Source organism: Gillisia lutea, assembly GCF_021568705.1.
GTDB classification, from domain to species: Bacteria; Bacteroidota; Bacteroidia; order Flavobacteriales; family Flavobacteriaceae; genus Gillisia; species Gillisia lutea.
On the sequence record NZ_JAKGTH010000007.1, the window covers coordinates 342,440 to 366,209 of the forward strand.

The 23,770-nt window shown below is 36.9% G+C and carries 18 protein-coding genes; 7 read left to right on the forward strand and 11 right to left on the reverse strand.

From position 1 onward, the window contains the following. The first annotated feature begins 13 nt into the window (after window positions 1–13). The 3 genes from L1I30_RS05865 to L1I30_RS05875 are packed head-to-tail and all read left to right on the forward strand — an operon-like array spanning window position 14 to window position 4,641. Window positions 14–1,306, forward strand: a complete 1,293-nt coding sequence (locus L1I30_RS05865) for a glycoside hydrolase 5 family protein (RefSeq protein ID WP_236133333.1) — start codon at window positions 14–16, stop codon at window positions 1,304–1,306. A 1-nt stretch (window position 1,307) separates the two neighbouring features. Next, window positions 1,308–3,626: a beta-glucosidase BglX gene (bglX, locus tag L1I30_RS05870; RefSeq protein WP_236133334.1), complete on the forward strand. Its 2,319-nt coding sequence runs from the start codon at window positions 1,308–1,310 to the stop codon at window positions 3,624–3,626. Between the two features lie 43 nt (window positions 3,627–3,669). Beyond that, window positions 3,670–4,641 (forward strand): type I phosphomannose isomerase catalytic subunit, encoded by a 972-nt coding sequence (locus L1I30_RS05875; RefSeq protein ID WP_236133335.1) that lies wholly within the window; start codon window positions 3,670–3,672, stop codon window positions 4,639–4,641. 73 nt (window positions 4,642–4,714) lie between these two features. Here L1I30_RS05875 and L1I30_RS05880 read toward each other — a convergent pair whose 3' ends face one another. The 6 genes from L1I30_RS05880 to L1I30_RS05905 form a co-directional block, all read right to left on the reverse strand. Beyond that, the gene (locus L1I30_RS05880; protein ID WP_236133336.1) at window positions 4,715–6,094 is read right to left on the reverse strand and encodes a sialate O-acetylesterase; all 1,380 of its coding nucleotides are present in this window, start codon (window positions 6,092–6,094) and stop codon (window positions 4,715–4,717) included. 1 nt (window position 6,095) lies between these two features. After that, window positions 6,096–7,094 carry an L-glyceraldehyde 3-phosphate reductase gene (mgrA, locus tag L1I30_RS05885; protein WP_236133337.1) on the reverse strand — a complete coding sequence of 333 codons (999 nt, stop codon included), beginning with the start codon at window positions 7,092–7,094 and terminating at the stop codon, window positions 6,096–6,098. 8 nt (window positions 7,095–7,102) lie between these two features. After that, window positions 7,103–8,182 carry an SGNH/GDSL hydrolase family protein gene (locus L1I30_RS05890; RefSeq protein WP_236133338.1) on the reverse strand — a complete coding sequence of 360 codons (1,080 nt, stop codon included), beginning with the start codon at window positions 8,180–8,182 and terminating at the stop codon, window positions 7,103–7,105. 81 nt (window positions 8,183–8,263) lie between these two features. Further along, window positions 8,264–10,240 carry a glycoside hydrolase gene (locus tag L1I30_RS05895; protein ID WP_236133339.1) on the reverse strand — a complete coding sequence of 659 codons (1,977 nt, stop codon included), beginning with the start codon at window positions 10,238–10,240 and terminating at the stop codon, window positions 8,264–8,266. Next, on the reverse strand, window positions 10,218–11,210 hold the full coding sequence (locus tag L1I30_RS05900) for a glycosyl hydrolase (protein ID WP_236133340.1): 993 nt from the start codon (window positions 11,208–11,210) through the stop codon (window positions 10,218–10,220). The genes L1I30_RS05895 and L1I30_RS05900 overlap by 23 nt, the downstream gene beginning before the upstream one ends. A gap of 15 nt (window positions 11,211–11,225) precedes the next feature. Beyond that, window positions 11,226–13,706: a glycoside hydrolase family 9 protein gene (locus L1I30_RS05905; protein ID WP_236133341.1), complete on the reverse strand. Its 2,481-nt coding sequence runs from the start codon at window positions 13,704–13,706 to the stop codon at window positions 11,226–11,228. 140 nt (window positions 13,707–13,846) lie between these two features. Here L1I30_RS05905 and L1I30_RS05910 point away from each other — a divergent pair, with 140 nt between their 5' ends. Both L1I30_RS05910 and der read left to right on the forward strand, forming a co-directional pair. After that, window positions 13,847–15,199 carry an AGE family epimerase/isomerase gene (locus L1I30_RS05910; protein WP_236133342.1) on the forward strand — a complete coding sequence of 451 codons (1,353 nt, stop codon included), beginning with the start codon at window positions 13,847–13,849 and terminating at the stop codon, window positions 15,197–15,199. Between the two features lie 180 nt (window positions 15,200–15,379). Continuing rightward, complete coding sequence (der, locus tag L1I30_RS05915) at window positions 15,380–16,684, forward strand: ribosome biogenesis GTPase Der (RefSeq protein ID WP_236133343.1); 1,305 nt, start codon at window positions 15,380–15,382, stop codon at window positions 16,682–16,684. Between the two features lie 120 nt (window positions 16,685–16,804). Here der and L1I30_RS05920 read toward each other — a convergent pair whose 3' ends face one another. Genes L1I30_RS05920 through L1I30_RS05940 form a run of 5 tightly spaced genes read right to left on the reverse strand, consistent with a single transcriptional unit; the run spans window position 16,805 to window position 19,960 of the window. Further along, complete coding sequence (locus L1I30_RS05920; RefSeq protein WP_236133344.1) at window positions 16,805–17,605, reverse strand: TPM domain-containing protein; 801 nt, start codon at window positions 17,603–17,605, stop codon at window positions 16,805–16,807. Then, window positions 17,606–18,046 carry a TPM domain-containing protein gene (locus L1I30_RS05925; protein WP_236133345.1) on the reverse strand — a complete coding sequence of 147 codons (441 nt, stop codon included), beginning with the start codon at window positions 18,044–18,046 and terminating at the stop codon, window positions 17,606–17,608. Window positions 18,047–18,055: 9 nt separating this feature from the next. Next, window positions 18,056–18,652, reverse strand: coding sequence for a LemA family protein (locus L1I30_RS05930; protein ID WP_236133346.1), 597 nt, complete (start codon window positions 18,650–18,652; stop codon window positions 18,056–18,058). Between the two features lies 1 nt (window position 18,653). After that, a complete protein-coding gene (locus L1I30_RS05935) occupies window positions 18,654–18,983 on the reverse strand; it encodes a MerR family transcriptional regulator (protein ID WP_236133347.1) in 330 nt (109 codons plus the stop codon). Next, a complete protein-coding gene (locus L1I30_RS05940) occupies window positions 18,983–19,960 on the reverse strand; it encodes a M23 family metallopeptidase (protein WP_236133348.1) in 978 nt (325 codons plus the stop codon). Before L1I30_RS05940 ends, L1I30_RS05935 begins: the two co-directional genes overlap by 1 nt. Before the next feature lie 131 nt (window positions 19,961–20,091). Between L1I30_RS05940 and alaS the strand changes: the two genes are divergently transcribed. Beyond that, the gene (gene alaS / locus L1I30_RS05945; protein ID WP_236133349.1) at window positions 20,092–22,707 is read left to right on the forward strand and encodes an alanine--tRNA ligase; all 2,616 of its coding nucleotides are present in this window, start codon (window positions 20,092–20,094) and stop codon (window positions 22,705–22,707) included. Window positions 22,708–22,761: 54 nt separating this feature from the next. Continuing rightward, window positions 22,762–23,718, forward strand: a complete 957-nt coding sequence (locus L1I30_RS05950) for a GSCFA domain-containing protein (protein ID WP_236133350.1) — start codon at window positions 22,762–22,764, stop codon at window positions 23,716–23,718. The last annotated feature ends 52 nt before the right edge of the window (window positions 23,719–23,770 follow it).

Sequence of the window (23,770 nt, forward strand, 5' to 3'; positions counted from 1 at the left end):
AAACTATAAACCCATGCGATACCTAAAAAAAATACACTTTATAAAAATTGTCTTATTGCTGTTATTTGCTTCTTGTAGTACTGTAAAGCCAATAACGGTAAAGGAGGGGAAATTTTATAAAGGAGATCGACCTTATTACTTTGTAGGAGCAAATTATTGGTACGGGCCTTTAATAGCCGCAAAGAATATTGGAGATCGCTCCCGTTTAATTCAGGAATTGGATGAAATGAAAGCTTTGGGAATTGATAACCTGCGGATTTTGGTGGGAGCTGAGGGAGGAAATGAGGATTTTCAAGTAAAACCGGCTTTACAGCCTAGACAAGGGGAATATAATCAGGATCTTTTAGATGGTCTGGATTTTTTACTTGCTGAAATGGCAAAGAGAGATATGTATGCGGTTCTTTATTTAAATAATAACTGGATCTGGTCTGGTGGAATGTCTGCTTATCTGAACTGGAACGGATATGGAGAAGTTGCAAATCCTTTTTTAGAGAAATATAGCTGGGAAGATTATTTCAATTATACCCAGCAATTCCATACCTGTACTCCTTGTCGTGAAGCTTTTAAAGATCACGTGAAATTTATTGTAGGGAGAACAAATTCATATAATGGAAAAAAATACATCAAGGATAATACTATTATGTCTTGGCAGGTTGCAAATGAGCCCCGAATTTTCACAGAAGACGACCGTGAACCTTTTAAAGATTGGTTAGATGAAGTAGTAGATCTGTTAGAAACACTAGATCCAAATACTCTAATTTCTACAGGAGCAGAAGGGAAAGCCAGTTATCTGCAGGAAATTGAGACCTATAAAATGTTGCATGCAAACCCTAATATCGATTATTTAACCATGCACATGTGGCCTAAGAACTGGCAGTGGTATTCTATTGATGATGAAGCGGGTTCTACAAAAACATCCATAGAGAAAGCATATCAATATATAGATGAACATATTGAAGTTGCTGAAAGCCTTAAAAAACCAATAGTGCTCTCTGAATTTGGTTTCCCGCGGGAAAAAGAAAGTTTATCTTTAAATGCCTCTGTAGAAAACAGAAATACATTCTATAAGGCCTTATTTCAACGATTGGAAGATAGCTACAAGCAGCAAGGTGTACTGGCTGGAGTTAACTTTTGGGGGTATGCTGGAATTGCTAAAACCGATGAAGTAAAAGGAAAGTGGGAAACTGGAGACGATTTTACGGCAGATCCTCCACAAGAACCTCAAGGTTTAAATTCAGTGTTTTCAAAAGATACGTCAACTTTGAAGCTTATTAAAGAGTATAACGATATTGTAAATAAAAGATAGAATGAAAAAATATATTTTTCTTCCCGTTTTAGTTGTGTCTATTTTCACAATTACTGGTTTCAATATAAATACCAACAGGAATATGTCAGTTAAAAATACAGGAAATGATACCATTACAGCAAAAGTAGATTCATTACTGCAGTTAATGACTCTTGAAGAAAAGGTTGGCCAAATGAATCAATATAATGGTTCGTGGGATGTAACGGGACCAACTCCAAAAGGAGGTGATGCTGAAACTAAAATGGAACATCTACGAAAAGGTTGGGTGGGTTCTATGCTTACGGTTCGCGGCGCCAAAGAAGTTAGGGCAGTACAAAAAATTGCTGTAGAAGAGAGCCGACTGGGAATTCCGTTAATTATTGGTTTTGATGTTATTCATGGGTATAAAACCTTAAGTCCTATTCCCTTGGCTGAATCTGCCAGCTGGGATATGGAAGCTATAAAACGATCGGCTGAGGTTGGAGCAGCAGAGGCGTCCGCATCCGGAATTAACTGGACATTTGCTCCTATGGTGGATGTATCTAGAGACCCAAGATGGGGTCGTGTTATGGAAGGTGGAGGGGAAGATCCATTTTTAGGAAGCAAAATTGCCATGGCAAGAGTGCAAGGTTTTCAAGGGGATGATCTTTCAAAAATAAATACCATTGCTGCCACTGCCAAGCACTTTGCCGCTTATGGGTTTGCAGAAGCAGGTAGGGAATATAATAAAGTAGATATTGGTACAGCTACCCTTTATAATATTGTTTTACCACCTTTTAAGGCTGCTAAAGAAGCTGGGGTAAGATCGTTTATGAATGGTTTCAACGAGCTTAATGGAGTGCCGGTAACTGGCAGTAAACTTTTACTAAGAGACATATTAAAGGATAAATGGGACTTTAAAGGTTTTGTGATCTCCGATTGGGCTTCTATAGCAGAGTTGACCATTCATGGATACGCTAAAGATGATAATCAGGCCGCAGAATTAGCTGCAAAAGCAGGTGTGGATATGGATATGGAATCTGGTGTTTATATTAAGCATTTAGTAGGTTTGGTAAAAGACGGAACTGTTAGCGAAGAGGTAATAGATGATGCAGTTAGAAGGATCTTGCGAGTTAAATTTGAGCTAGGTTTATTTGATGATCCTTATAAATATTGTGACAAAGCTAGAGAGAAAGTAGTAGTTGGAAGTAAAGAAAATCATGAAGCAGTGCTGGATATGGCAAAAAAATCTATCGTACTTCTTAAAAATGAAAACAGTTTATTGCCTTTAAAGAAAAAGGGGCAAACGATAGCATTAATTGGTGCCTTGGCTTCCGATGATAATAGTCCTTTAGGGAGCTGGAGAATTGCTTCTGATGATAATACAGCAGTTTCTGTTCTTGAAGGAATGAAAAAATATACAGATAATAAGTTGATTTTTGAAAAAGGTGCCGATCTATTAACACAGGCTCCCACATTTATAAATGAGCTTAATTTCAATACTTCAGATAAAAGCGGATTTCCAGCAGCCATAGAAGCAGCTAAAAAAGCAGATGTAGTGGTGTTGGTTCTGGGAGAACACGGTTTCCAGAGTGGAGAGGGGAGAAGTCGAACAAATTTGGATCTTCCGGGTGTACAGCAAGAGCTAATGGAAAAAATGTATGAAGTTAATCCTAATGTGGTATTGGTTTTAAACAATGGTAGACCATTAGCAATAGAATGGGCAGCCAATCATATTCCGGCTATAGTTGAAGCTTGGCAATTGGGAACTGAAAGTGGGAATGCTATTGCACAGGTTTTATATGGAGATTATAACCCTAGCGGGAAACTTCCTATGTCCTTTCCTCGTAATGTTGGTCAGATTCCTGTTTATTATAATCATAAAAATACCGGGAGACCGATAGATCCAGAGCCGGGAGCAAATATGGTGTTTTGGTCTCATTATTCAGATGTAAAAAGCACTCCTTTGTATCCTTTCGGATATGGATTGAGCTATACAAATTTCAGTTATAGCAATTTGAAACTGGATAAAAAAAACTATGGAGTTTCTGAAGAGGTTAAAGTTTCAGTAAATGTTACTAATACTGGTAATTATGATGGGAAAGAGGTTGTGCAACTTTATATTAGAGACCTTTATGGAAGTCTGGTAAGACCGGTAAGAGAACTGAAGGGCTTTGAACTTGCTGCCCTGAAAAAAGGAGAAACAAAAACTATTCAATTTATTCTGAATAAGGAAACCTTAGGTTTTTATAATGCTGAAGGCGAGTATGTTGTTGAGCCTGGTGATTTTAAGGTTTTTGTTGGTGGAAGCTCTGATGCACAATTACAAGATTCATTTACGTTGTTAGATTCAAAATTATAACTATAAATGTTTAATTTTATGAGCTAATTTAAAAATCAACGCAATGCTTAACTACCCATTAAAATTCACTCCTATCTTAAAAGAAAAAATATGGGGTGGTAATAAATTAAGGGAAATACTCAATAAAGATTCTAATCAGGAAAATCTTGGGGAGAGCTGGGAAATATCTGGAGTGAGTGGAGATATTTCGGTAGTTGAAAACGGTTCATTAAAAGGAACTAATTTAAACGAACTTATTGCTACATATAAGGGCAAATTTTTAGGAGAAAAGATCTATAAAAAGTTTGGAAAAGATTTCCCTTTGTTAATCAAATATATCGATGCTAAAACTGCCTTGTCTGTACAATTACATCCTGGAGATGAGCTGGCTAAAAAGCGCCATAATTCTTTTGGGAAAACCGAAATGTGGTATATAATGCAGGCTGATGAAAATGCTAATATCAACGTTGGTTTTAAAGAGACAATTAGCAAAGAAGATTATATAAAGCATCTTGAAGAGAACAAGATCACTGAAGTTCTTAATTTTGAAGATGTAAATAAAGGTGATAGTTTTTTCATAAATACCGGAAAAGTACATGCCATAGGTGCCGGTGTGCTCTTGGCAGAAATTCAGCAAACTTCTGATATTACCTATAGAATATATGACTGGGATAGAACAGATAATGATGGAAATGCGCGTGAATTACATACCGATCTTGCACTGGATGCAATAGATTTTGAGAAGAAAGATGATTTTAAGTTGAACTATGATAAAGTTGAAAATGAGTCTTCCAATATTGCAAGTTGTGAGTATTTCACAACTAATTACTTGCCTGTAAAAGGAAATCTAAAAAAGGATTATAGCAATACCGATTCTTTTATAATTTATATGTGTGTGGATGGGAATGCGGCAATTACAGTAAACGGACATGCTGAAGCTATAAAGCAAGGACAGAGCATACTTATTCCTGCTGAAAATAAAGAAGTGTTAATCTCTTCTCCTGGTTGTGAGCTTTTAGAAGTGTATGTGAAATAATTTATAGAACATTGTATTCATAACAAAAAACTCCTGTGGAGAGCACAGGAGTTTTTTTGGAAACAAAGTAAAATTAATATTCTGTAGTAAAACTGGAAGCAGGTAGCCCCACGTGGTTAAATATGTTGGAAGTGCTGGTGTTTCCCCATGAATATCTCACATACATTGGCTTTTTCACTTTAGAAGATCTTAAGACCACCACATCATTTTTAATAGAAACTTTTGCCGGATAGAATTTTCTGTCGGTTCCCGCTATCTCAAATTGAGAATTAGTATTTTGCTTATCTAGATATAATCTTTCATTATATTTAAAATAGATCTTCAGGTTTTTACCATCCGCTTCTGCTCGCTCAAAAAGTGGAGCATATGGATGCAATTTCTTTCCGTAGCTTTCAGTTAAAGCAAGGTTCGCAAACCTAAGGCCCACATCTATTTTATTGCTTGGGTGAATGTTCTTGATATTTCCAATATCACTAGTCATTACCATTCCGGTATTAGGTAGTTTTAATACGCGTCGCTGTGCATCTCTCACTTTTACTCCTGAAAATCCTTCACCATAATCATAAGGTGCTATTTGAGCATAATAGAATGGTAAATCTTCATTCCATTTTTCTCTCCAACTGTTTATAAGAGAAGAAAATATGGTTTCATAATAATCGGCATTGTCGGTATTGCTCTCTCCCTGATACCACAGGATTCCTTTTATTTTAAATGGGATAATAGGAGCTATCATAGCGTTATAAATGCTGGCGGGTTTTCGAGGTCCCCATTCTACATCTGGAATAAGTTTAGCAGCCTTACTTAAGGTTTCATTATTTTTGATGATCTCTTCCGGCATCCAAACTTCAGCAGGGGTTCCTCCCCAAGTCGAATTAATTAGCCCGATGGGAACATTTAATTCTTCATTCATTTTTCTTCCGAAGAAATAAGCGATCGCGCTGAAATATTTCATCGTTTGAGGGGTGCTGGCTTCCCAGTTTCCATCTAAATCCTGTTGCGGACACTCAGCTGTTTTATTAGCAACGGTATAAAACCTTATCTGGTTGTTACGTGCATTGGCAATTTCTTCTTCCGCATTATCAATTCCTGAATTAGCACTCCATTCCATGTTGGATTGCCCGGAAACCAGCCAAACTTCACCTAATAACACATTCTTAAGCTTGACTTCGTTGTAACCGGAAATCGTAATTTCTTGAGCCCCTCGAATATCAGGAGTGCTTAAAATGATTTCCCAGTAAGAAGTTTTTAATGGTTTGGTAGTTAACTCTTTTTCATCCCAACTCACTTTTATTTTTATTTCTTCCCCGGGTTTTGCCCATCCCCAAATCTTTACATCAGCATTGCGTTGTAAAACCATGTTATCTGAAAAGATGGATGGGAGACTAACATTTGAAAAACATTGTGTAGTAAGCATAAGAAATAGTAAAAGCGTAAGTGAGCGGAATAATTTCATATTAGTCTGATTTAAGTATTTCTTCTATTTTTTTAAGTTCGTCTTCAGAGAAATCTAAATTCTTTAAAGAGGCAACATTATCCTCTAACTGTGAGACCTTACTAACTCCCACTAGCACAGAAGTAACTCTACTGTCCTTTAGCAGCCATGCTACAGCCATTTGTGCTAAGCTCTGATTTCTTTTTTGAGCTATTTCATTGAGTTCTTTTACTTGTTTTATAATCTGTGGGGTGATTTGAGATTCATTTAAATAACTTCCTTCAGTAGCAGCCCTCGAGTCTTTTGGAATTCCATTTAAATACTTATATGTTAAGATTCCCTGTTGAAGAGGGGAGAAGACAATGCTTCCAACTCCCACCTGCTCCAAAGTGTCGAGAAGACCGTTTTCCACCCAGCGGTCCATCATGTTGTATCGAGGCTGATGTATCAAGAATGGTGTGCCTAAACTCTTTAGTATATCGGCAGCCAAAGCAGTGTCTTCTGCTGAATATTGGGAGATACCAACATATAAGGCTTTTCCCTGACGTACAATGTGGTCCAATGCTCTCATGGTTTCTTCCAAGGGAGTATCGGGATCTGGTCTATGGTGATAAAAAATATCAACATATTCAAGCCCCATTCTTTTTAATGACTGATCTAAACTTGCAATAAGATATTTTCTAGATCCAAAGTTTCCGTAAGGTCCGGGCCACATATCCCATCCTGCTTTTGTGGATATTATAAGCTCATCTCTATAGTTTTTAAAATCTTCTTTGAATATCTTCCCGAAATTCTCTTCAGCAGAACCATATGGAGGGCCGTAATTATTGGCCAGATCAAAATGAGTGATCCCATTATTAAAGGCGGTTCTTAAAATATTTCTTGCATTTTCGAAATCATCTTGATGTCCGAAATTATGCCATAGCCCAAGGGAAATAAGTGGAAGCATGATTCCGCTTTTTCCGCAACGGCGGTATTGCATAGTTTGATATCTATCTTGTGAGGCTGTATATTCTTTCATTCTCGTAATTACTTTGTCATTAATTTTTTAAAAAAGGGAATAAGTTGATCGGCCATTTTTTGATGATCATCAACATCGGGATGTCCGGTACAACCATGTGCTGTCATGGCTTCAAATTCAAATATCGAGATATTTTTTTCATTAAAATGGGTCTGCACATCTTTTAAACATTCCAATAATGTCATATTATTCTCACCACCAATCATAGGACTAGTTAATAGCACTATTTTAGTATCTGGATAACGTTTAAATATTCCTTCTACAAAGCCAATATAATTTTGTGTGAATTTCTCTTTGCTGAAACTACTTCGCTCTTTTTCGCCATCTCCTAAGGATAGATCGTTTGTGCCTAATGCAATGCTTACAATATCAGGAACATCTTTAAAATCTGCTTTTTTAATGCTATCAATATTTAAATATAAATTCTCGTATACATCCGGCATCACCGGCATATCTTCATCATTCCAATTACGATACATTCCCATTCCGGAGACACAGTTAAGTTCAAAATCGGTATTTAAAGCTCTTGCTACTCTTGGCCCGTAAGCTAGATAGGCGTTATGTTGGTCATACCATTCTCCTTCTCCACACGGAATGTCTTTTATTTCGGCACCCATTCCACAAGTAATACTATTTCCAATAAACTCAATTTTGGGCTTGTTTTCTTCTGTTGGTTTTGAAATATTTTCAGCAGTAATCCCTTTAAAGAATATAGGGCCATTAGAAGCTTCGGTTATTTTATAGATTGCTAAGGCATTGTTCTCCATGCTATCAACTAGATCGAACTTAAGCGGGATGCTATCAATTTTATATCTCCCTAAGTATTTTCCATTTAATTCCACTGCAGCATATAAATGTGCATCGGCTCCACTTTGAATATCTATAATACAACTGTCTCCCTTTACTAAGGCTTTAACCGCTGCTGCAGAGTTGATCAAGGCCACTGCAGAATCTCCCATTTTTTCAATCCTTCCCGAATAAACGTAGGAAGAATCTCCAGCAGTGAACTTCTTAGTTTGTTTTGTTTCAGCATTTTTGCATCCGAAGATTAACGTGAGCGCAAATAAGACAAGGAGTTTATATGACATTTTGTATTATTTTTTAATATGGATGATATGAAATAAAAAACGAGAAGCATAAAGTTATGAATCTCGTTTTAATTTCTAGATTTATTTTGTTGTTAAGCTAACATAACTGGCGCCTTCCAGTTGAAAACTCAATTGACCATTTGTCACATTAAGGGTTTTGATCTTTTTATATGAATTTTCCTGATTGGTTAGAAACACCTCCATTGTGTTTATATTCTTAGGCAAACCACTTAACTCCACTTTTCTGGTAGCACCTTTATTTACTATATGAATGGCATAACTTCCTTTTTTAGAATCTCCAAATGCAGCGCAGGTAAGCCCTTCTTTATTGGAGGTAATTGGAATTGCAAATAAGCCTTTCTCAGTTTCTCCCAGTTGTTTTAAATTGAAAAAACGTTGGGTTGGGTGTAACTTCTCTTTTGTGTTACCAAAAACTCCCCCTCCCGAAAGAACCGAATAATCTGAAGTTAGTTGCCACTGTAAAATGGTAAGAGGTTGTGCAACGTTTAGGATTTTAATGTAAACTTCAATTTCATCTAATGCATAGGTGGGTTCTTCAAATATTTGCGGATATCCCCAAGCTTGTGCATCTATGCTTCCTTCTCCAATAAAAAGGGGAGCTTTCACCCGATTGGTGATAGCCGCCCATTCTAACAGATTTTCATCTGTCCATGCTCGCCAGGAATGAAAAGAAACCCCTCCAATATATGCTTTACTCTCAGGATCTCTGGACCCCGGAGTGGCAAAAGGCCAGCCATTCGCATCGGCAGTATCACCTAATAAAAATTTGGTATCTAAACCTTGAGATTTAAAATAAGCACCTAATTCTTTTATGAATTCATTGTGCTCTTCAGGGGTCTGCCTTATATCGATACCCAGATCGGCTTCATTAAAAGAGAACATAGCCACTTTCACTCCATAGTTTTCTTCTAAATATTTAATGTAAGATGTAATGGAACTGTAAATTTCTTTCTTCTTGCTAAGGTCTAAAGGGTTTCCTCTCGAGCCATCTAGATTAACACCTCTTGCACGTTCCCCTATAATGGCCCAATCTGGTCCAAACCAACCTGCTAGTATAACGGGAATTCCCATTTTATCAAGTCGCTGTGCCATTTCCATAGCTGCTTTAACTTTTGGATCTAAATTTCCTTTTTTTGCTTCTAAAGCAGGATCTTTCTCTAGATCTGGATGCCATTGTCGCCAGGGCATTTCAACCCTAGACCAGGCAACTCTTAAGTTCTTTAAGCTGTAATCTATTACTTGTGGATCGGCATTCGGATTTTGTAAGCGAAAATTTCCTCCAATGCCATCAAAGGGATTCCCTTCTTGTTCTGGGAAAATTTTTAGATTCGCTGGAGATTTATCAATTTCTCCTGAAGCTTTTATACTGAATTTATTACTGAATGTTTTACCGGCAGGAATATTTTCTGCAGCCATCAAAAAGTTAATTTCAAATTGAGGGTTCAAGGAATCCAAAGCTTTAATAAAGATCTCTGTAGGGTGTTCAAATGTAATATCCAATTGTCTGGTTGGAGTTTCAATTCGAATAGCCGTTGCAGGAGCTTTGTATGCAATATCCTTTACTTTGGCAGCTATATCTTTAAAGGAAAGCTCTTCAGGGGTGGTGATCTTAAATTTTGTAGCCGCATTATAAATTTCCGGTAAACTAATTCTAAAATATGCGCCATTTATAAGCGTGTCGACCTCCGAAGAAAATTCAATGGATATTTCAGATCTTCCATTCTCAAAAGACTGAATGCTATTTTTCCAGTCCAATTTTCCCATTTCATAGCTAAAGATCTTTTTGGAATCTTGCCGTTGAAAGTCGTTTTTCTGGCCTTCTCTTCGGGTCTTCCTTTCTTTATTCTCTTTATCTATAACCACTAAATTGGTGTTGAACTCCATCAATTGGTTGTCTACTCGTATCCCTGTAATATTTCCCCAGGTTGAAAATTCTGTCTGAGCATAATTAGTCAATGGACACAAAAGGCAGAGAAGGAAAAAAGAAAGGCCAAACTTTAGCTGTCTTCTAGGATTATTTTTTAATGTCAAGCTCATCTCTTGTAATTGTGTTTTTATATTCATAAACTTCTTTAACTCTTTCTGGGGTATTAGCGGTATGAAGCCAATTAGACCATACCATGAACCAAGACCATTTTGGTTGTACTTCTAAGATGTTGGTTTTAGGAAGTTGTCCTACTTCTCCAAGGGCAATTGCTTTTCCATTGGCGAGTTCCAGTAATTGCTCATAATCCTTTTGTTCGTAATCATAATGATACACATCTGTAGCTAGAATATCTACGCATTCACTACCCGGGTAGAAATCCTTATAATCGAAAGCTTCATCTTCCGGAATATCTCTTGGTGCATTGGCATTCCAAACCCAAATCAGGTTATTGAGTTTATGATGGTTTACGTACCTTTGGTACATCATTTTCCAAAGTTTGATATATCCCTCTTCGCCTTTTTTGTTTCCCCACCAAAACCAAACTCCATTCATTTCATGATAAGGTCTCCAAAGTACAGGGACGTTTGCTGCTTGTAATTTTTTAAGATGCTCTGCAACTTGATCTATTTGTGAAATCCATCTTATATTGATCTCGGTGCCAGGAGTGACCAATTCTTTCCATTCCTCATCGGTTAAATCGTCTTGGACACTAGTCTTCCAATCAAATGGAGCATCGTCAGTAGGTTTTCCTACATGCCACATTAATGTGATAATACTACCTTCTTTATGTTTTTCTATAGCAGCATTTACAATTCGATCTCCGGGATCATTTTCACCATTCCAGTAAAAATCGGTTCCCCAAACAGCAGGGTATTTACCGCCTAATTCCTGAGCTTCATTATAGAATTGACTGGGATGCTCGTTATAACTATGTTGTCCGGACAGAATGTCCTTACCTAGAGATGATATATAACTTAATAGTGCTGCTGCCTCTGGACTTGCGTTCTTGTTTACCGGAAGCTGCTGACTAAAGCCCGAAGTTGTTGTAAAGCCTATAAATAGTAAGAGTAAATATTTCATTTAAGAAGTTGATTTTTATTGATTTAATAATTTATCGGCTGCTAATACTAAGAATAGATAGTCTGTGGTTCCTCCTCCCAAAACGTACTCGGTTTGTTGCCATAAATAAGGCCATTCCAAAAGTTCAGGAAAATCCGGGCGAATTAATGCAGTTCCAGAACCTATTCCCCCGGGAATGAAAGAAGCTTCTCCACGATTAACACCATAAGCTTGAATTAATGATCTGGATCCTACTCCTGAAGCAAATGAAGAAGTATTAACTCCAGGATGTACTCCTAAAATGAAGTTCATTGCACTTAGCATATACTTCTTTGGAAAAATATCTGGATAGCTGGTATGGAAATAATACTGACGGACCCCAAAATTTTGAATACCCCATCCTGCTCCCCAAATGTCCGGTTCATAAGGCATTCCATAAGGAGTTTTCTTTTCTAGCTCGTTTACCTTGGCTAAATATCCTTTGACAGCTGCGCGTATTTTTGAATTAAATTTAGAGTCCTTTATTAAAGGAAGGGCAGGACCAACTACCCAACCGGTTTCATCAATTTTTGAAGCTATTTGATCGGTGTTCTTTACTAGGAAATCGGCATACTTCTTTTCTTTGGTAGTTCTTAAAAGTTCTACCGCAAGACTGATTTTTTGAAGAGGGGACTCGGTTTGAGTAATATTCCAAATTTCTTCGGCAATTTTCAAGCACTCATCGGCTAATGAGCTATTATAAGTTTTTAAACTTCTAGCGGCTGCAGCGAGCGCGGCTGCGGTATTTACTTCTCTATAAGGGTTGTTCTCAGTAAAAACCCATCGATCATCGGGAGCTCCAGGTTGGCCCATTGCAATGTTTTCGTCTTCTAACTTATTGGAGAAAATTTCGTTATCACTGTGATTTACCGGATCTCCAAGAAGAACATATTGCCTTTTGGTAGGTACTATAATTCCTCGATAGAATCTCCCCATAGATTTATATGCTCCAACAATTGATAAGGCACCATGCTCAATTTGTTGTAAGATATCAGGTTTTCCATCTGGTTGAAGTATTTCTACCACTCTTGTATCTTGATTAATACTAGTATTATCATACTGTATATCAAATATTTCGTAAATATGGGAAAGACCTTCTACAGTTGAAGCTTGAGATTCTACCCTAAGATCATAATCTCCGGCGTCATGCCAACCTCCAATATTAATTCCGGGGACATGCTCTCCGGGTTTGAATTGAGTTAAGGTTTCAGCTCCTTGTAAATAACCATCAAAGTGATTGTAATTTACGGGAGCCATTCTTGCGTCGTCCATATGGCATAGGCCATGCCACACCTTATAACGATCATTTATTCGCATGTGGCACATTTGAACGGGTAAGAAATATTCTAAAGTTGGTTGCCAAACATCTCTCTTATAAACATCTTTGTTAATTTGAAATGGTCGGGTACTGAATGCCCCATATTTAACGATATACATTCCCGGAGTCTTAACTTCAGAAAAGTCAAATTGATAATATTTATACCTAAGGAAATCTCCCCAATCTTTAGGGGTTTGAGAAAGTACTTCGGTGAAGCCACCTTTATTATTAATACGTAGCAGTACTGCTGATTGTAAATCATTATCATTCTTATCAGTTTCAATTACTGCTATTTTTTCTTGGTGTGGATGATACCCTACCTGAGAAACCTGCACTACTGGGCTGTATGTGAAATTCTCTACTGTGTGAGGAGTAACAAGCCATTCAATGGCATTTTTAGTGGCACTAGCAGGAACAAGCGACCTTACTACAAACCAGCCATTGCTGTGTTTTGCACGACCATCAATTAGTTCTAGATTATTGTTTTGAAGGTTTTTAATGCTTAAGGTTTGTTTTTCATTTTCAGGTACAATCACTAACTCTTTTCCTGAAGCCATTGGAGTTAGTTGAAATTCATCATCTTGATCGTAAAACCCGGGCCCATTGGCCTGATTGTTAAAAATTCCAAAGGAATTGTCCATATAATAGGACTTGCCAAATAGATCCCCAGGAAATAATTCAATGTTCATTCCTATTTTACCCACCCACTCTTCGGGAAGAGGTTGGTCTAGATCTACAATAATTTTGAAAGATTTTCCTTGGGGAACAACTTTAAGCGTGTACGAAAGTTCCAAATCTGGATATATAATTGGATTAAACCCAGTTTTTTTTGAAATATCTGGGTAGGCCATTTTAACGCTAATTTCTTGAGTGTCCCAGTCTACTTGGCGTTCGCCTACTTTTGGAACAGGCTGCCATTGTCCTGGTGTTGGTTCCAATCTTAGGTCGCCATTGGTGGCTACTCGAATACCATTCTGTATTATTCCTACTCCTCCTTGATGACTTTCAGGATAGAAATCGTGAGCAAGCATCACATTTGCACCTCGCATTTCTAAATATTCTTGATCGTTAATAGTGAAAACTTCGGTGGAATCTTTTCTGTTTTGTCCTTGTATGTTTAAAACTAAGAGAAAAAACAGCAGATATAAATATGACTTCATATGGTAGAAATTAACTAATAAAATTATGCTAATGCCTCAAACAAGGCTTAATACTATTTTATCTATTTACTATATCATTTTTTCAACATCATTTAAAATCAGGCTATTATTATATATTTATTCTATTAAATATGAAATTTATGCAACGTAAATCAATTGTATGGGCATTCTTGTTTTTAGTGTCGTACGCATTTTCACAACCGTCATTACAGATTAAAAATGAGAAGATTATAGCTGAAATGGAAACAGCCGCAACAGATGATCTCATGGATAAATGGTATCCTTTAGCTTTAGATAATGAAGATGGTGGTTATTATAGTGATATCACCTATAATTTTAAAGTAGGAGAGCGACATGATAAAATGATTGTAACTCAGGCAAGGCATATTTGGGCTAATGCAAAGGCAGCACAATTATATCCGGAAAAAGCAAAACTTTATTTACAGTATGCCAATCACGGATTTGTGTTTCTTAGAGATGTAATGTGGGACAAAGAGAATGGCGGATTTTATAATTTGGTCACTAAACAAGGAGCACCTATTCATAAAAAAGGAGAAGAAAAAACAGCTTACGGTAATTCATTTGCTATTTATGGTTTAGCAGCTTATGCTGCAGCATCGGGAAATGAAGAAGCTCTTGATCTCGCCAAAAAAACGTTTTACTGGCTGGAAGAACACAGTCATGATCCAGAGTATAAAGGCTATTTCCAATCTTTGGAACTAGATGGGACTCCAATAGTTAGAAGCCCAGAATTTTCATCTGCTTCAGAAGTAGGTTATAAAGATCAAAATAGCTCTATTCATTTATTGGAAGCATTTACAACTTTATATGAAGTATGGCCGGACGAATTACTAGCTCAGCGTTTGGAAGAACTATTACTTATTATTAGAGATACCATTGTAACCGATAAAGGATATATGACTTTATTCTTTGAAAGAGACTGGACTCCCGTTTCCTTTAAAGATTCCTCAAAGGAAAAAATTAAAGGACAATATTACTTAGATCATGTTTCTTTTGGGCACGATGTAGAAACTGCGTATTTAATGTTAGAGGCGTCTCATGCACTTGGCTGGGAAAACGATACCACAACACTGCATGTAGGTAAGAAAATGGTAGATCATGCTTTAAAAACAGGATGGGATACTAAATTAGGTGGATTTTATGATGGTGGATATTACTTCAGTGGAGAAGAGGAAATAAGTATTGTTAATGATGAGAAGAACTGGTGGGCGCAGGCAGAAGGCTTGAACAGTTTGTTAATTATGGATCATTATTTTCCTCAAGACAGTATAAGATACAGATCTTATTTTGATAAGCTTTGGGTGTACACTAAAACCTATTTTATGGATGATGTTAATGGTGGATGGTATGAATGGGGATTAGATAAACAACCGGAAATTAAAACAGCTTTAAAAGGGCATATATGGAAAGCCGCTTATCATAATTTTAGAGCATTGACCAACTGTATAAATCAACTAAAACAACAAATTTAAAAACAAGATTGCGATTTAGTTGATGAAGACCTTATGGGTTTAAGGTTGATGTTGCTATTTGATAATTGAATATTAAGGGTTAAGCCTCTATAATTAAGCCTTTAAGGAGAAGTAGACTTTCATACTGTTATTAATGTAAAAAGCACTAATTTTGCAACTTAATAAAAGATTGAAGTTAATATGGGCAATATTGTAGCCATCGTGGGAAGGCCAAATGTAGGGAAATCCACTTTTTTTAATAGACTAATCCAACGCCGGGAGGCAATTGTTGATTCAGTTAGTGGGGTAACTCGTGACAGACACTACGGAAAATCGGAATGGAATGGGAAGAATTTTTCTCTTATTGATACCGGTGGGTATGTTCTGGGAAGCGATGATGTGTTCGAATCTGAGATCGATAAGCAGGTAGAATTGGCAATTGATGAAGCAGATGCTATCATTTTCATGGTAGATGTGGAAGCTGGTATTACAGGGATGGATGAGGATGTAGCTAATTTACTGCGTAAACAAAAGAAACCCGTTCTCTTAGTTGTGAATAAAGTTGATAATTCTAAGCGTTTGGAAAATGCTGTAGAATTCTATAATCTTGGTTTAGGTAATTATTTTCCAATTGCCAGTACCAACGGTAGTGGAACAGGAGAGTTATTAGATAAGCTGGTTGAAATTCTTCCTGAAGTAGAATATGAAGAAGAAACTGAATTGCCTCGTTTTGCAGTAGTAGGACGTCCAAACGCAGGAAAATCTTCTTTTATCAATGCATTAATTGGAGAAGATAGATATATAGTTACAGATGTAGCCGGGACCACTCGTGATTCTATAGATACTAAATATAACCGATTTGGATTTGAATTTAACCTTGTAGATACTGCGGGGATTAGAAGAAAATCTAAGGTAAAAGAAGATCTTGAATTTTATTCAGTAATGAGATCGGTACGTGCTATTGAGAATTGTGATGTGTGTCTAATTGTTTTAGATGCTACTCGTGGGTTCGATGGGCAGGTTCAAAATATCTTCTGGCTGGCGCAACGTAACAGAAAAGGGATAGTTATTCTTGTGAACAAATGGGATCTCGTAGATAAAGAGACCAACACTCTAAAAGAGTATGAACAAAAAATAAGAAGAGAAATAGAGCCGTTTACAGATGTGCCAATGGTATTTATTTCTGTGCTTAATAAGCAACGTATTTTTAAGGCTATTGAAACTGCTGTTGAGGTTTTTAAGAACCGAAGCAAGAAGATCAAAACAAGCGAACTGAATGATGTTATGCTGCCAATTATTGAGAGCTATCCTCCACCTGCCTGGAAAGGGAAGTATGTGAAAATCAAGTTTTGTATGCAGTTGCCAACACCGCAACCTCAATTCGCATTTTTCTGTAACCTTCCGCAATATGTTAGGGAGCCTTATAAGCGGTATTTAGAAAATAAACTTAGAGAGGAATTTGACTTTACAGGAGTTCCAATTTCGGTATATTTCAGAAAGAAATAAAAATAGATAAGAGAGTAAGTAGTTTACTCAATTTTTAGAATAAAAAAAGATCCCATCAAGTTTAATATTGATGGGATCTTTTTGATTTTTTCATTTTAGCAATGGAAATAAAAAGAGGTGTTACCAACTTCCTCCGGCACCTCCACCGCCAAAGCCACCGCCACCGAAGCCGCCGCCAAATCCGCCTCCGCCACCGAAGCCACCGCCAGAGCTTCCGCCACCGCCAAAGCCTCCACGACCTAAGCTACTCAAAATAATTACATCTAAGAGAGAAGGAGTGCTGCCTTTACCACGACCACCATTGTTGCCATGCCTATTTTTCTTACTCAGGGAGATCATGAATATTATAAATATGATTCCCAAGATAATAAGCTGAATAGGAATTCCTCCCGACCCGTTAGATTTCGGTCTGGAGCCGCTAAAGGTTCCATTTAATACTTCAAAAATGGCTGAAGTACCCTTATCCAAGCCGGCGTAATAATCATTATTTCTGAATTCCGGTAGAATAATATTTTCAATAATATCTTTGGTAGTAGCATCGGTCAAGTATTCTTCTAAACCATAACCGGTAGTGATCCATATTTTTCTATCCGATTTAGAAATGAGGATTAGTAGACCATTATCTTCTTTGGCTTGACCAATACCCCATTCGTGTGCCCATTTTGGAGCATATAAGCCAATATATTCTCCATTTAAGGATTCTATGGTGGCTATTACTATTTGAGTGGAAGTAGTATCGGCGTAATTAATCAGTTTTCTTTCTAACATTTGTTCTTCAGAAGACGAAAGTATATCGGCTTCATCATATACACTGGTAGCTAAACTGGGTTTTTCGGGAATATCCCGTTGTGCATAACCTGTTAGACAGAAGGCTAAGATGAAAATTAATGTAATTGAAAAACGTGGTCTTAATTTTAGCATTTATCCTTTTGATATATTATTGGAAAGTTCATCTACATCGTCCTCGCTCCATGGAAAATGTTTTCGTAGTTCAGTTCCGGCTCGAAGAATCCCATCTATTAATCCCTGTTTAAAATTGCCATTTTTGAATTGGGCAACAATTGCATCTTTGGTGCTTTCCCAAAAATCGGAAGGAACTACATCGTTTATACCTTTGTCCCCATAGATAACAAAGTCTCTATCGGCGACGGCAACATAGATAAGAACTCCGTTCTTTTGTTGCGTATTGTCCATTTTCAACAGGTGGAAAACTTCCATAGAACGTTCAAAGATATCTGTAGATCCATGTGAATTTTCTATATGTACTCTAATTTCTCCTGAAGTTTCTTTTTCAGCAATTCTTATAGCATCTACAACTTGTTCTTCTTCCTTTGCGGTAAGAAAATCTTCCACTTTACTCATAATTGTTTTTTAAAAATCAAAATCTACATCAGGAGCATTTTCCGATCCTGCATCTGCTTCATATCTCACCATTGGATCGAATCCAAACCAACCTGCAAAAATAGTATTAGGAAATATCCTTATGTATTTATTATAATCTGTAACCGACTCGTTATAACGATCTCTGGCAACATTAATCCTATTCTCAGTTCCTTCTAATTGAGATTGTAACTGAAGGAAGTTTTGATTAGCCTTTAAATCAGGATATCTTTCTACACTTACCAATAATCTGGATAAGGCTCCGGAAACTCCGCTTTGTGCTTGTTGAAATTGCGCCATTTGCTCCGGAGTGATATTTGCCGGATCTACAGTTACCTGGGTTGCTTTCGCTCTTGCTTCAATAACATCTGTTAGAGTTCCTCTTTCAAAATCTGCAGCTCCTTGCACAGTTTTAACTAAGTTTCCAATTAGATCATTCCTTCTCTGGTAGGAACTTTCGACGTTAGACCATGAGAGTTTTGCATCTTCTTGTTTAACGACCGCTTTATTATTGAATCCTTTCAAACTGGAATAGGCAATAACACCTAATACAACAATTACAATTAACGGAATGAGCCACTTTTTCATATTATAGTTGGTTTTTAATGTTAGTTAGTTCTGCTTTTACACTTTGCAGTTTTCGAATTATTTCAAAGTTAGTGAGAGTTTTCTTCTTTTCCTCTTTTAAATGGATTTTTGCTCCTTCAAGGGTGAAACCGCGTTCTTTTACAAGATGGAAGATTAGTTCCAAATTCTTGATATCCTGAGGGGTGAACAATCTATTTCCTTTTGCATTTTTTTTAGGTTGCAAAACGTCGAATTCCTTTTCCCAAAACCGGATCAGGGAGGTGTTAACCCCAAATGCTTCAGCTACTTCGCCTATTGCATAATATCGTTTCTCGGGTAGGTTGATATGCATTAATCTAATGATTGGTTTTCTTGTTGTGCTTTGGTTAAGACAAGATCAAATTCCTCAGGAGAAAGATTTCCATAGTAGAAATTGATAGGGTTAATGCGCTCCCCATCCTTAAAAATTTCGTAATGTAAATGTGGTGCTTCCGATCTTCCGGTGCTTCCCACAAACCCAATAACATCTCCTCTTTTTACTTTCTGGCCTACACGAACATTGTATTTGTATAAATGGCCAAATAAACTTGTATAGCCATAGCCGTGATCTATTCTAATATGATTACCATATCCTGTAGAACGGTTATCAGCTCTTTCAACACGGCCATCTCCCGTTGCATATACAGGAGTACCTCTAGGTGCTGTGAAATCCATTCCATAATGGAATTTTTTCACCTTGGTAAAAGGGTCACTCCTCCACCCGTAACCAGAGGCGATTCTCTTCAAATTTTCGTTTTTTACAGGTTGAATAGCTGGTATTGCTGCCAATAAACTTTCCTTTTCTTTTGCTAGATCGGTTATCTCGTCTAGTGATCTGGATTGTACAACAATTTGCTTACTCAAAATATCCATTCTTTTGTTGGTCTCAACAATCAATTTAGAGTTATCATAACCTTCAAGATTCTTATAGCGGTTTATACCTCCAAAACCCGCTTTTCTTTGTTCTTCGGGAATAGGGTTTGATTCAAAGTATAATCTATATATGTTATTATCTCTATCTTCTACATTGGCAAGTACATTCTGGATTTGATCCATTTTTTTGTTGAGAATAGCATACTGCAACTGCATGTTCTGAAGTTCCCTTTTTAGGGCCATTTCCTTGGGAGTCTCTATTTGCGGCAGGTTCAAATAGATCAATAACAGGATGAATCCGGCAAGAAAAGCACCAAGTACACTTACAAAAGCAATACCTAATTTTCTACCTTTTTTACGCTCTATCTTTTTATAAGAAAGCGTGTCACTATCGTAATAATATTTAACCTTCGACATAAATTAAAAATATGCTATTTTTGCGGGTATAATGCTGCAAAAATCTTGCAACTGGTACTGAGAAACGAACAAATATAAAAATTGTTTTCTCACCCACATAATTTAATAATTTTTAGACCTTTTTTGGCTATATGAAATCTCAAGAGATCCGTTCACAATTCCTAGAATTTTTCAAATCAAAATCACATACTATTGTTCCGTCTGCACCTATGGTGATAAAGGACGATCCAACCTTGATGTTTACCAATGCTGGAATGAACCAATTTAAGGAATATTTTCTTGGAAATACCGTGCCAAAATTTTCCCGAGCTACAGATACTCAAAAATGTTTGCGAGTAAGCGGAAAACATAACGATTTGGAAGAAGTGGGAATGGATACCTACCATCATACCATGTTCGAGATGTTAGGGAATTGGAGCTTTGGAGATTATTTTAAAACTGAAGCTATTCACTGGGCATGGGAACTTCTAACAGAGGTTTTTAAGATAGATAAAGATATTCTTTACGTTTCGGTTTTTGAAGGAAGTACCGATAGCGATAAGTTGGGAATGGATCAGGAAGCTTATGATCTTTGGAAAAAGATTGTTCCTGAAAATAAGATCATCTTCGGAAATAAGAAAGATAACTTCTGGGAAATGGGGGATCAAGGTCCGTGCGGACCAAGTTCTGAAATTCATGTGGATTTACGTACGGAAGAAGAAAAAGCAAAAATTTCGGGTAGAGATCTGGTAAATGCCGATCATCCTCAGGTAGTAGAAATATGGAATCTCGTATTTATGGAATACAACCGTAAAGCCGATGGTTCTTTAGAAAAACTTCCAGCGCAGCATGTAGATACAGGAATGGGCTTTGAGCGTCTTTGTATGGTGTTACAGGATAAAAAATCTAATTACGATACCGATGTATTTACACCGCTTATCAGCCAAATTGAAAAAGTTACCAATTCAAAATATGGTGTTTCTGAAAAGACTGATATTGCCATTCGTGTAATTGCCGATCATGTTAGAGCCGTTGCCTTTAGTATTGCCGATGGGCAATTGCCTTCGAATACGGGTGCAGGTTATGTTATTAGAAGGATCTTAAGGAGAGCTATTAGATACGGTTTTACATTTTTAGATACAAAAGAACCGTTTATTTATAAACTTGTTGCAACTCTTAGTCAGCAAATGGGAGAAGCTTTCCCGGAGCTAAAAGCTCAGCAAAACCTTTGCGAAAATGTTATCAAAGAAGAAGAACAGTCATTCTTACGTACTTTAGATCAAGGACTTGTTCTACTTGAAAATATTATTGAAAAAGCTCAGGGCAATACCATTTCAGGCCAAAAGGCTTTTGAGTTGTATGATACATTTGGGTTTCCTATAGATCTTACCGCTCTTATTTTACGGGAGCGCGGTTTAGATTTGAATGAAAAAGAATTCAATGCCGAACTTCAACAACAAAAAGACAGATCCAGAGCAGCTTCCGTAATTACTGCCGGAGACTGGCAAGTAATTGGGGAGGAAGAAGCTGAGAACTTTATAGGTTACGATCATTTAGAAGCCGCCGTTAAAATTACCAGATACAGAAAAGTTGAAGGTAAGAAAGAAGGTGAAATGTACCAGTTGGTATTAGATAAAACCCCATTTTACCCTGAAGGTGGTGGACAGGTAGGAGATAAAGGGGTGCTAATTTCTGAAAGTGGTGAAAAGATCAAAATCCTTAATACCAAAAAGGAAAATAACCTTATCATACACTTTTCTAAAACTTTGCCGCAGGACCTGTCGGTAGCTTTCAAGGCTGTAGTAAATGCGGATAAACGCAAACAAACACAAGCCAATCATTCGGCTACCCATTTATTACATCAGGCCCTAAGAAGTATCTTGGGCACTCATGTAGAACAAAAGGGGTCTATGGTAAATAGTGAGTACTTAAGATTTGATTTTTCCCATTTCAGCAAGCTTACATCCGAAGAGTTAAATCAAGTTGAAGCATTTGTTAATACTAAGATTGGAGATCAAATTGCTATAAATGAGCAACGTAGTTTGGCATTTCAGGATGCATTAGACCAGGGAGTAATGGCATTATTTGGAGAAAAATACGGAGATAAGGTACGCGCTATTCAATTTGGAGACTCTAAGGAACTTTGCGGTGGAACACATGTAAAAAACACAGGAGAGATATGGTATTTTAAAATTGTCTCTGAAGGAGCTGTAGCCGCCGGAATACGCCGTATAGAAGCGATTACCGGAGATGCTGTAAAGGCATTTTTTGATGACCAAATTACTACTCTGGATGCTGTTAAAGCTGAATTGAAAAACGCTAAAGATCCGGTTAGATCTATTCAAAACTTGCAAGATGAGAATGCTGGTCTAAAGAAGCAATTGGAAATTTTATTGAAAGATAAGGCTAAGAATCTAAAGGAAGAATTAAAGGCTGAGATCACGAGCATTAACGGGATTCAATTTCTAGCAAAGAAAGTAGATCTTGATGCTGGGGGTTTAAAGGATCTATCTTTTCAACTTGGGGAAACGGCTGATAATCTATTCTTATTATTTGCTACAGAGCAGGAAGGGAAAGCGATTTTATCTTGTTATATTTCTAAAGAACTTGTTGCTAATAAAGACCTTAATGCCGGAAAAGTAGTAAGAGAACTTGGAAAATATATTCAAGGTGGAGGAGGCGGACAGGCTTTTTATGCCACAGCTGGTGGAAAGAATCCTGGCGGAATTGAAGAAGCCCTGGAAAATGCAAAACAATATATTCAATAATAGAATAGGTAACTTCTCCAGATTTTAGCAGGAAATTTTAATCAGGTTTAAAAGATGGAATTTAGAACTCAAATACCATTACAGGAAAAAAGCCCAAAAATAGGATATCAGTCAGATATCTTGCTTTTGGGTTCTTGCTTTGTGGAGAATATAGGGGAGAAACTGGATTATTATAAGTTGCGAAATCGTAGAAATCCCTTCGGTATTCTGTATCATCCTTTGGCTATTTCAAAGTTTATTCTGAAGGCTGTTAATGAAGAAAGGTATACTGAAGATGATATCTTTTTTCATAACGAGCGATGGCACTGTTTTGACGCACATTCCGAGCTGAGCAATTCAGATAAGAACCAATTATTAGAGTGTTTAAATGCCAATTTGGGAAACGCTTTAAAATATTTGAAAACTGCTTCTCATCTTATAATTACTTTAGGAACAGCCTGGTATTATGAGCTTATTGAGAATAACGAATCTGTTGCGAATTGCCATAAGTTTCCGCAAAAACATTTTAACAAGAAGCTGTTGAAAATAGATCAAATCATCACTTCTTTAAATTTGTTACTAGAAGCAGTGCAGAAACTAAATCCTGAAATAACTGTTATTTTTACAGTCTCTCCCGTAAGACATCTCAAAGATGGGATAGTGGAAAACCAGTTAAGTAAAGCACATCTCATTGCAGCTATTCACCAAGTGGTAAATACCGAAGGAAATGTAAAGCACCTACATTATTTCCCATCTTATGAAATAATGATGGACGATTTACGGGATTATAGATTTTATGCAGAAGATTTGCTTCATCCCAATGTTGTTGCCATTAATTACATATGGGAGAAATTTATTGAAATCTGGTTTTCTCAAACGGCCACCAATACTCTTAAAAAAGTTGAAACCATTCAACGTGGACTCTCACACAAAGCTTTCAATGAAACTTCTACAGCTCATCAAAAATTTTTAGATGATCTTCAAATAAAAATTGAAAAACTCCAAAACGAATACTCTCATATTCAATTTTAACTAAAAATCTTATATTTTCTATAATATAGGATTCGTATTAGAATAGTTTTTT

Bases quoted from the DNA above. Each gene is read 5' to 3' on its own strand.
- L1I30_RS05865 (WP_236133333.1), top strand. From the start codon at position 14: ATGCGATACCTAAAAAAAATACACTTTATAAAAATTGTCTTATTGCTG.
- bglX (WP_236133334.1), top strand. From the start codon at position 1,308: ATGAAAAAATATATTTTTCTTCCCGTTTTAGTTGTGTCTATTTTCACA.
- L1I30_RS05875 (WP_236133335.1), top strand. From the start codon at position 3,670: ATGCTTAACTACCCATTAAAATTCACTCCTATCTTAAAAGAAAAAATA.
- L1I30_RS05880 (WP_236133336.1), bottom strand. From the start codon at position 6,094: ATGAAATTATTCCGCTCACTTACGCTTTTACTATTTCTTATGCTTACT.
- mgrA (WP_236133337.1), bottom strand. From the start codon at position 7,094: ATGAAAGAATATACAGCCTCACAAGATAGATATCAAACTATGCAATAC.
- L1I30_RS05890 (WP_236133338.1), bottom strand. From the start codon at position 8,182: ATGTCATATAAACTCCTTGTCTTATTTGCGCTCACGTTAATCTTCGGA.
- L1I30_RS05895 (WP_236133339.1), bottom strand. From the start codon at position 10,240: ATGAGCTTGACATTAAAAAATAATCCTAGAAGACAGCTAAAGTTTGGC.
- L1I30_RS05900 (WP_236133340.1), bottom strand. From the start codon at position 11,210: ATGAAATATTTACTCTTACTATTTATAGGCTTTACAACAACTTCGGGC.
- L1I30_RS05905 (WP_236133341.1), bottom strand. From the start codon at position 13,706: ATGAAGTCATATTTATATCTGCTGTTTTTTCTCTTAGTTTTAAACATA.
- L1I30_RS05910 (WP_236133342.1), top strand. From the start codon at position 13,847: ATGCAACGTAAATCAATTGTATGGGCATTCTTGTTTTTAGTGTCGTAC.
- der (WP_236133343.1), top strand. From the start codon at position 15,380: ATGGGCAATATTGTAGCCATCGTGGGAAGGCCAAATGTAGGGAAATCC.
- L1I30_RS05920 (WP_236133344.1), bottom strand. From the start codon at position 17,605: ATGCTAAAATTAAGACCACGTTTTTCAATTACATTAATTTTCATCTTA.
- L1I30_RS05925 (WP_236133345.1), bottom strand. From the start codon at position 18,046: ATGAGTAAAGTGGAAGATTTTCTTACCGCAAAGGAAGAAGAACAAGTT.
- L1I30_RS05930 (WP_236133346.1), bottom strand. From the start codon at position 18,652: ATGAAAAAGTGGCTCATTCCGTTAATTGTAATTGTTGTATTAGGTGTT.
- L1I30_RS05935 (WP_236133347.1), bottom strand. From the start codon at position 18,983: ATGCATATCAACCTACCCGAGAAACGATATTATGCAATAGGCGAAGTA.
- L1I30_RS05940 (WP_236133348.1), bottom strand. From the start codon at position 19,960: ATGTCGAAGGTTAAATATTATTACGATAGTGACACGCTTTCTTATAAA.
- alaS (WP_236133349.1), top strand. From the start codon at position 20,092: ATGAAATCTCAAGAGATCCGTTCACAATTCCTAGAATTTTTCAAATCA.
- L1I30_RS05950 (WP_236133350.1), top strand. From the start codon at position 22,762: ATGGAATTTAGAACTCAAATACCATTACAGGAAAAAAGCCCAAAAATA.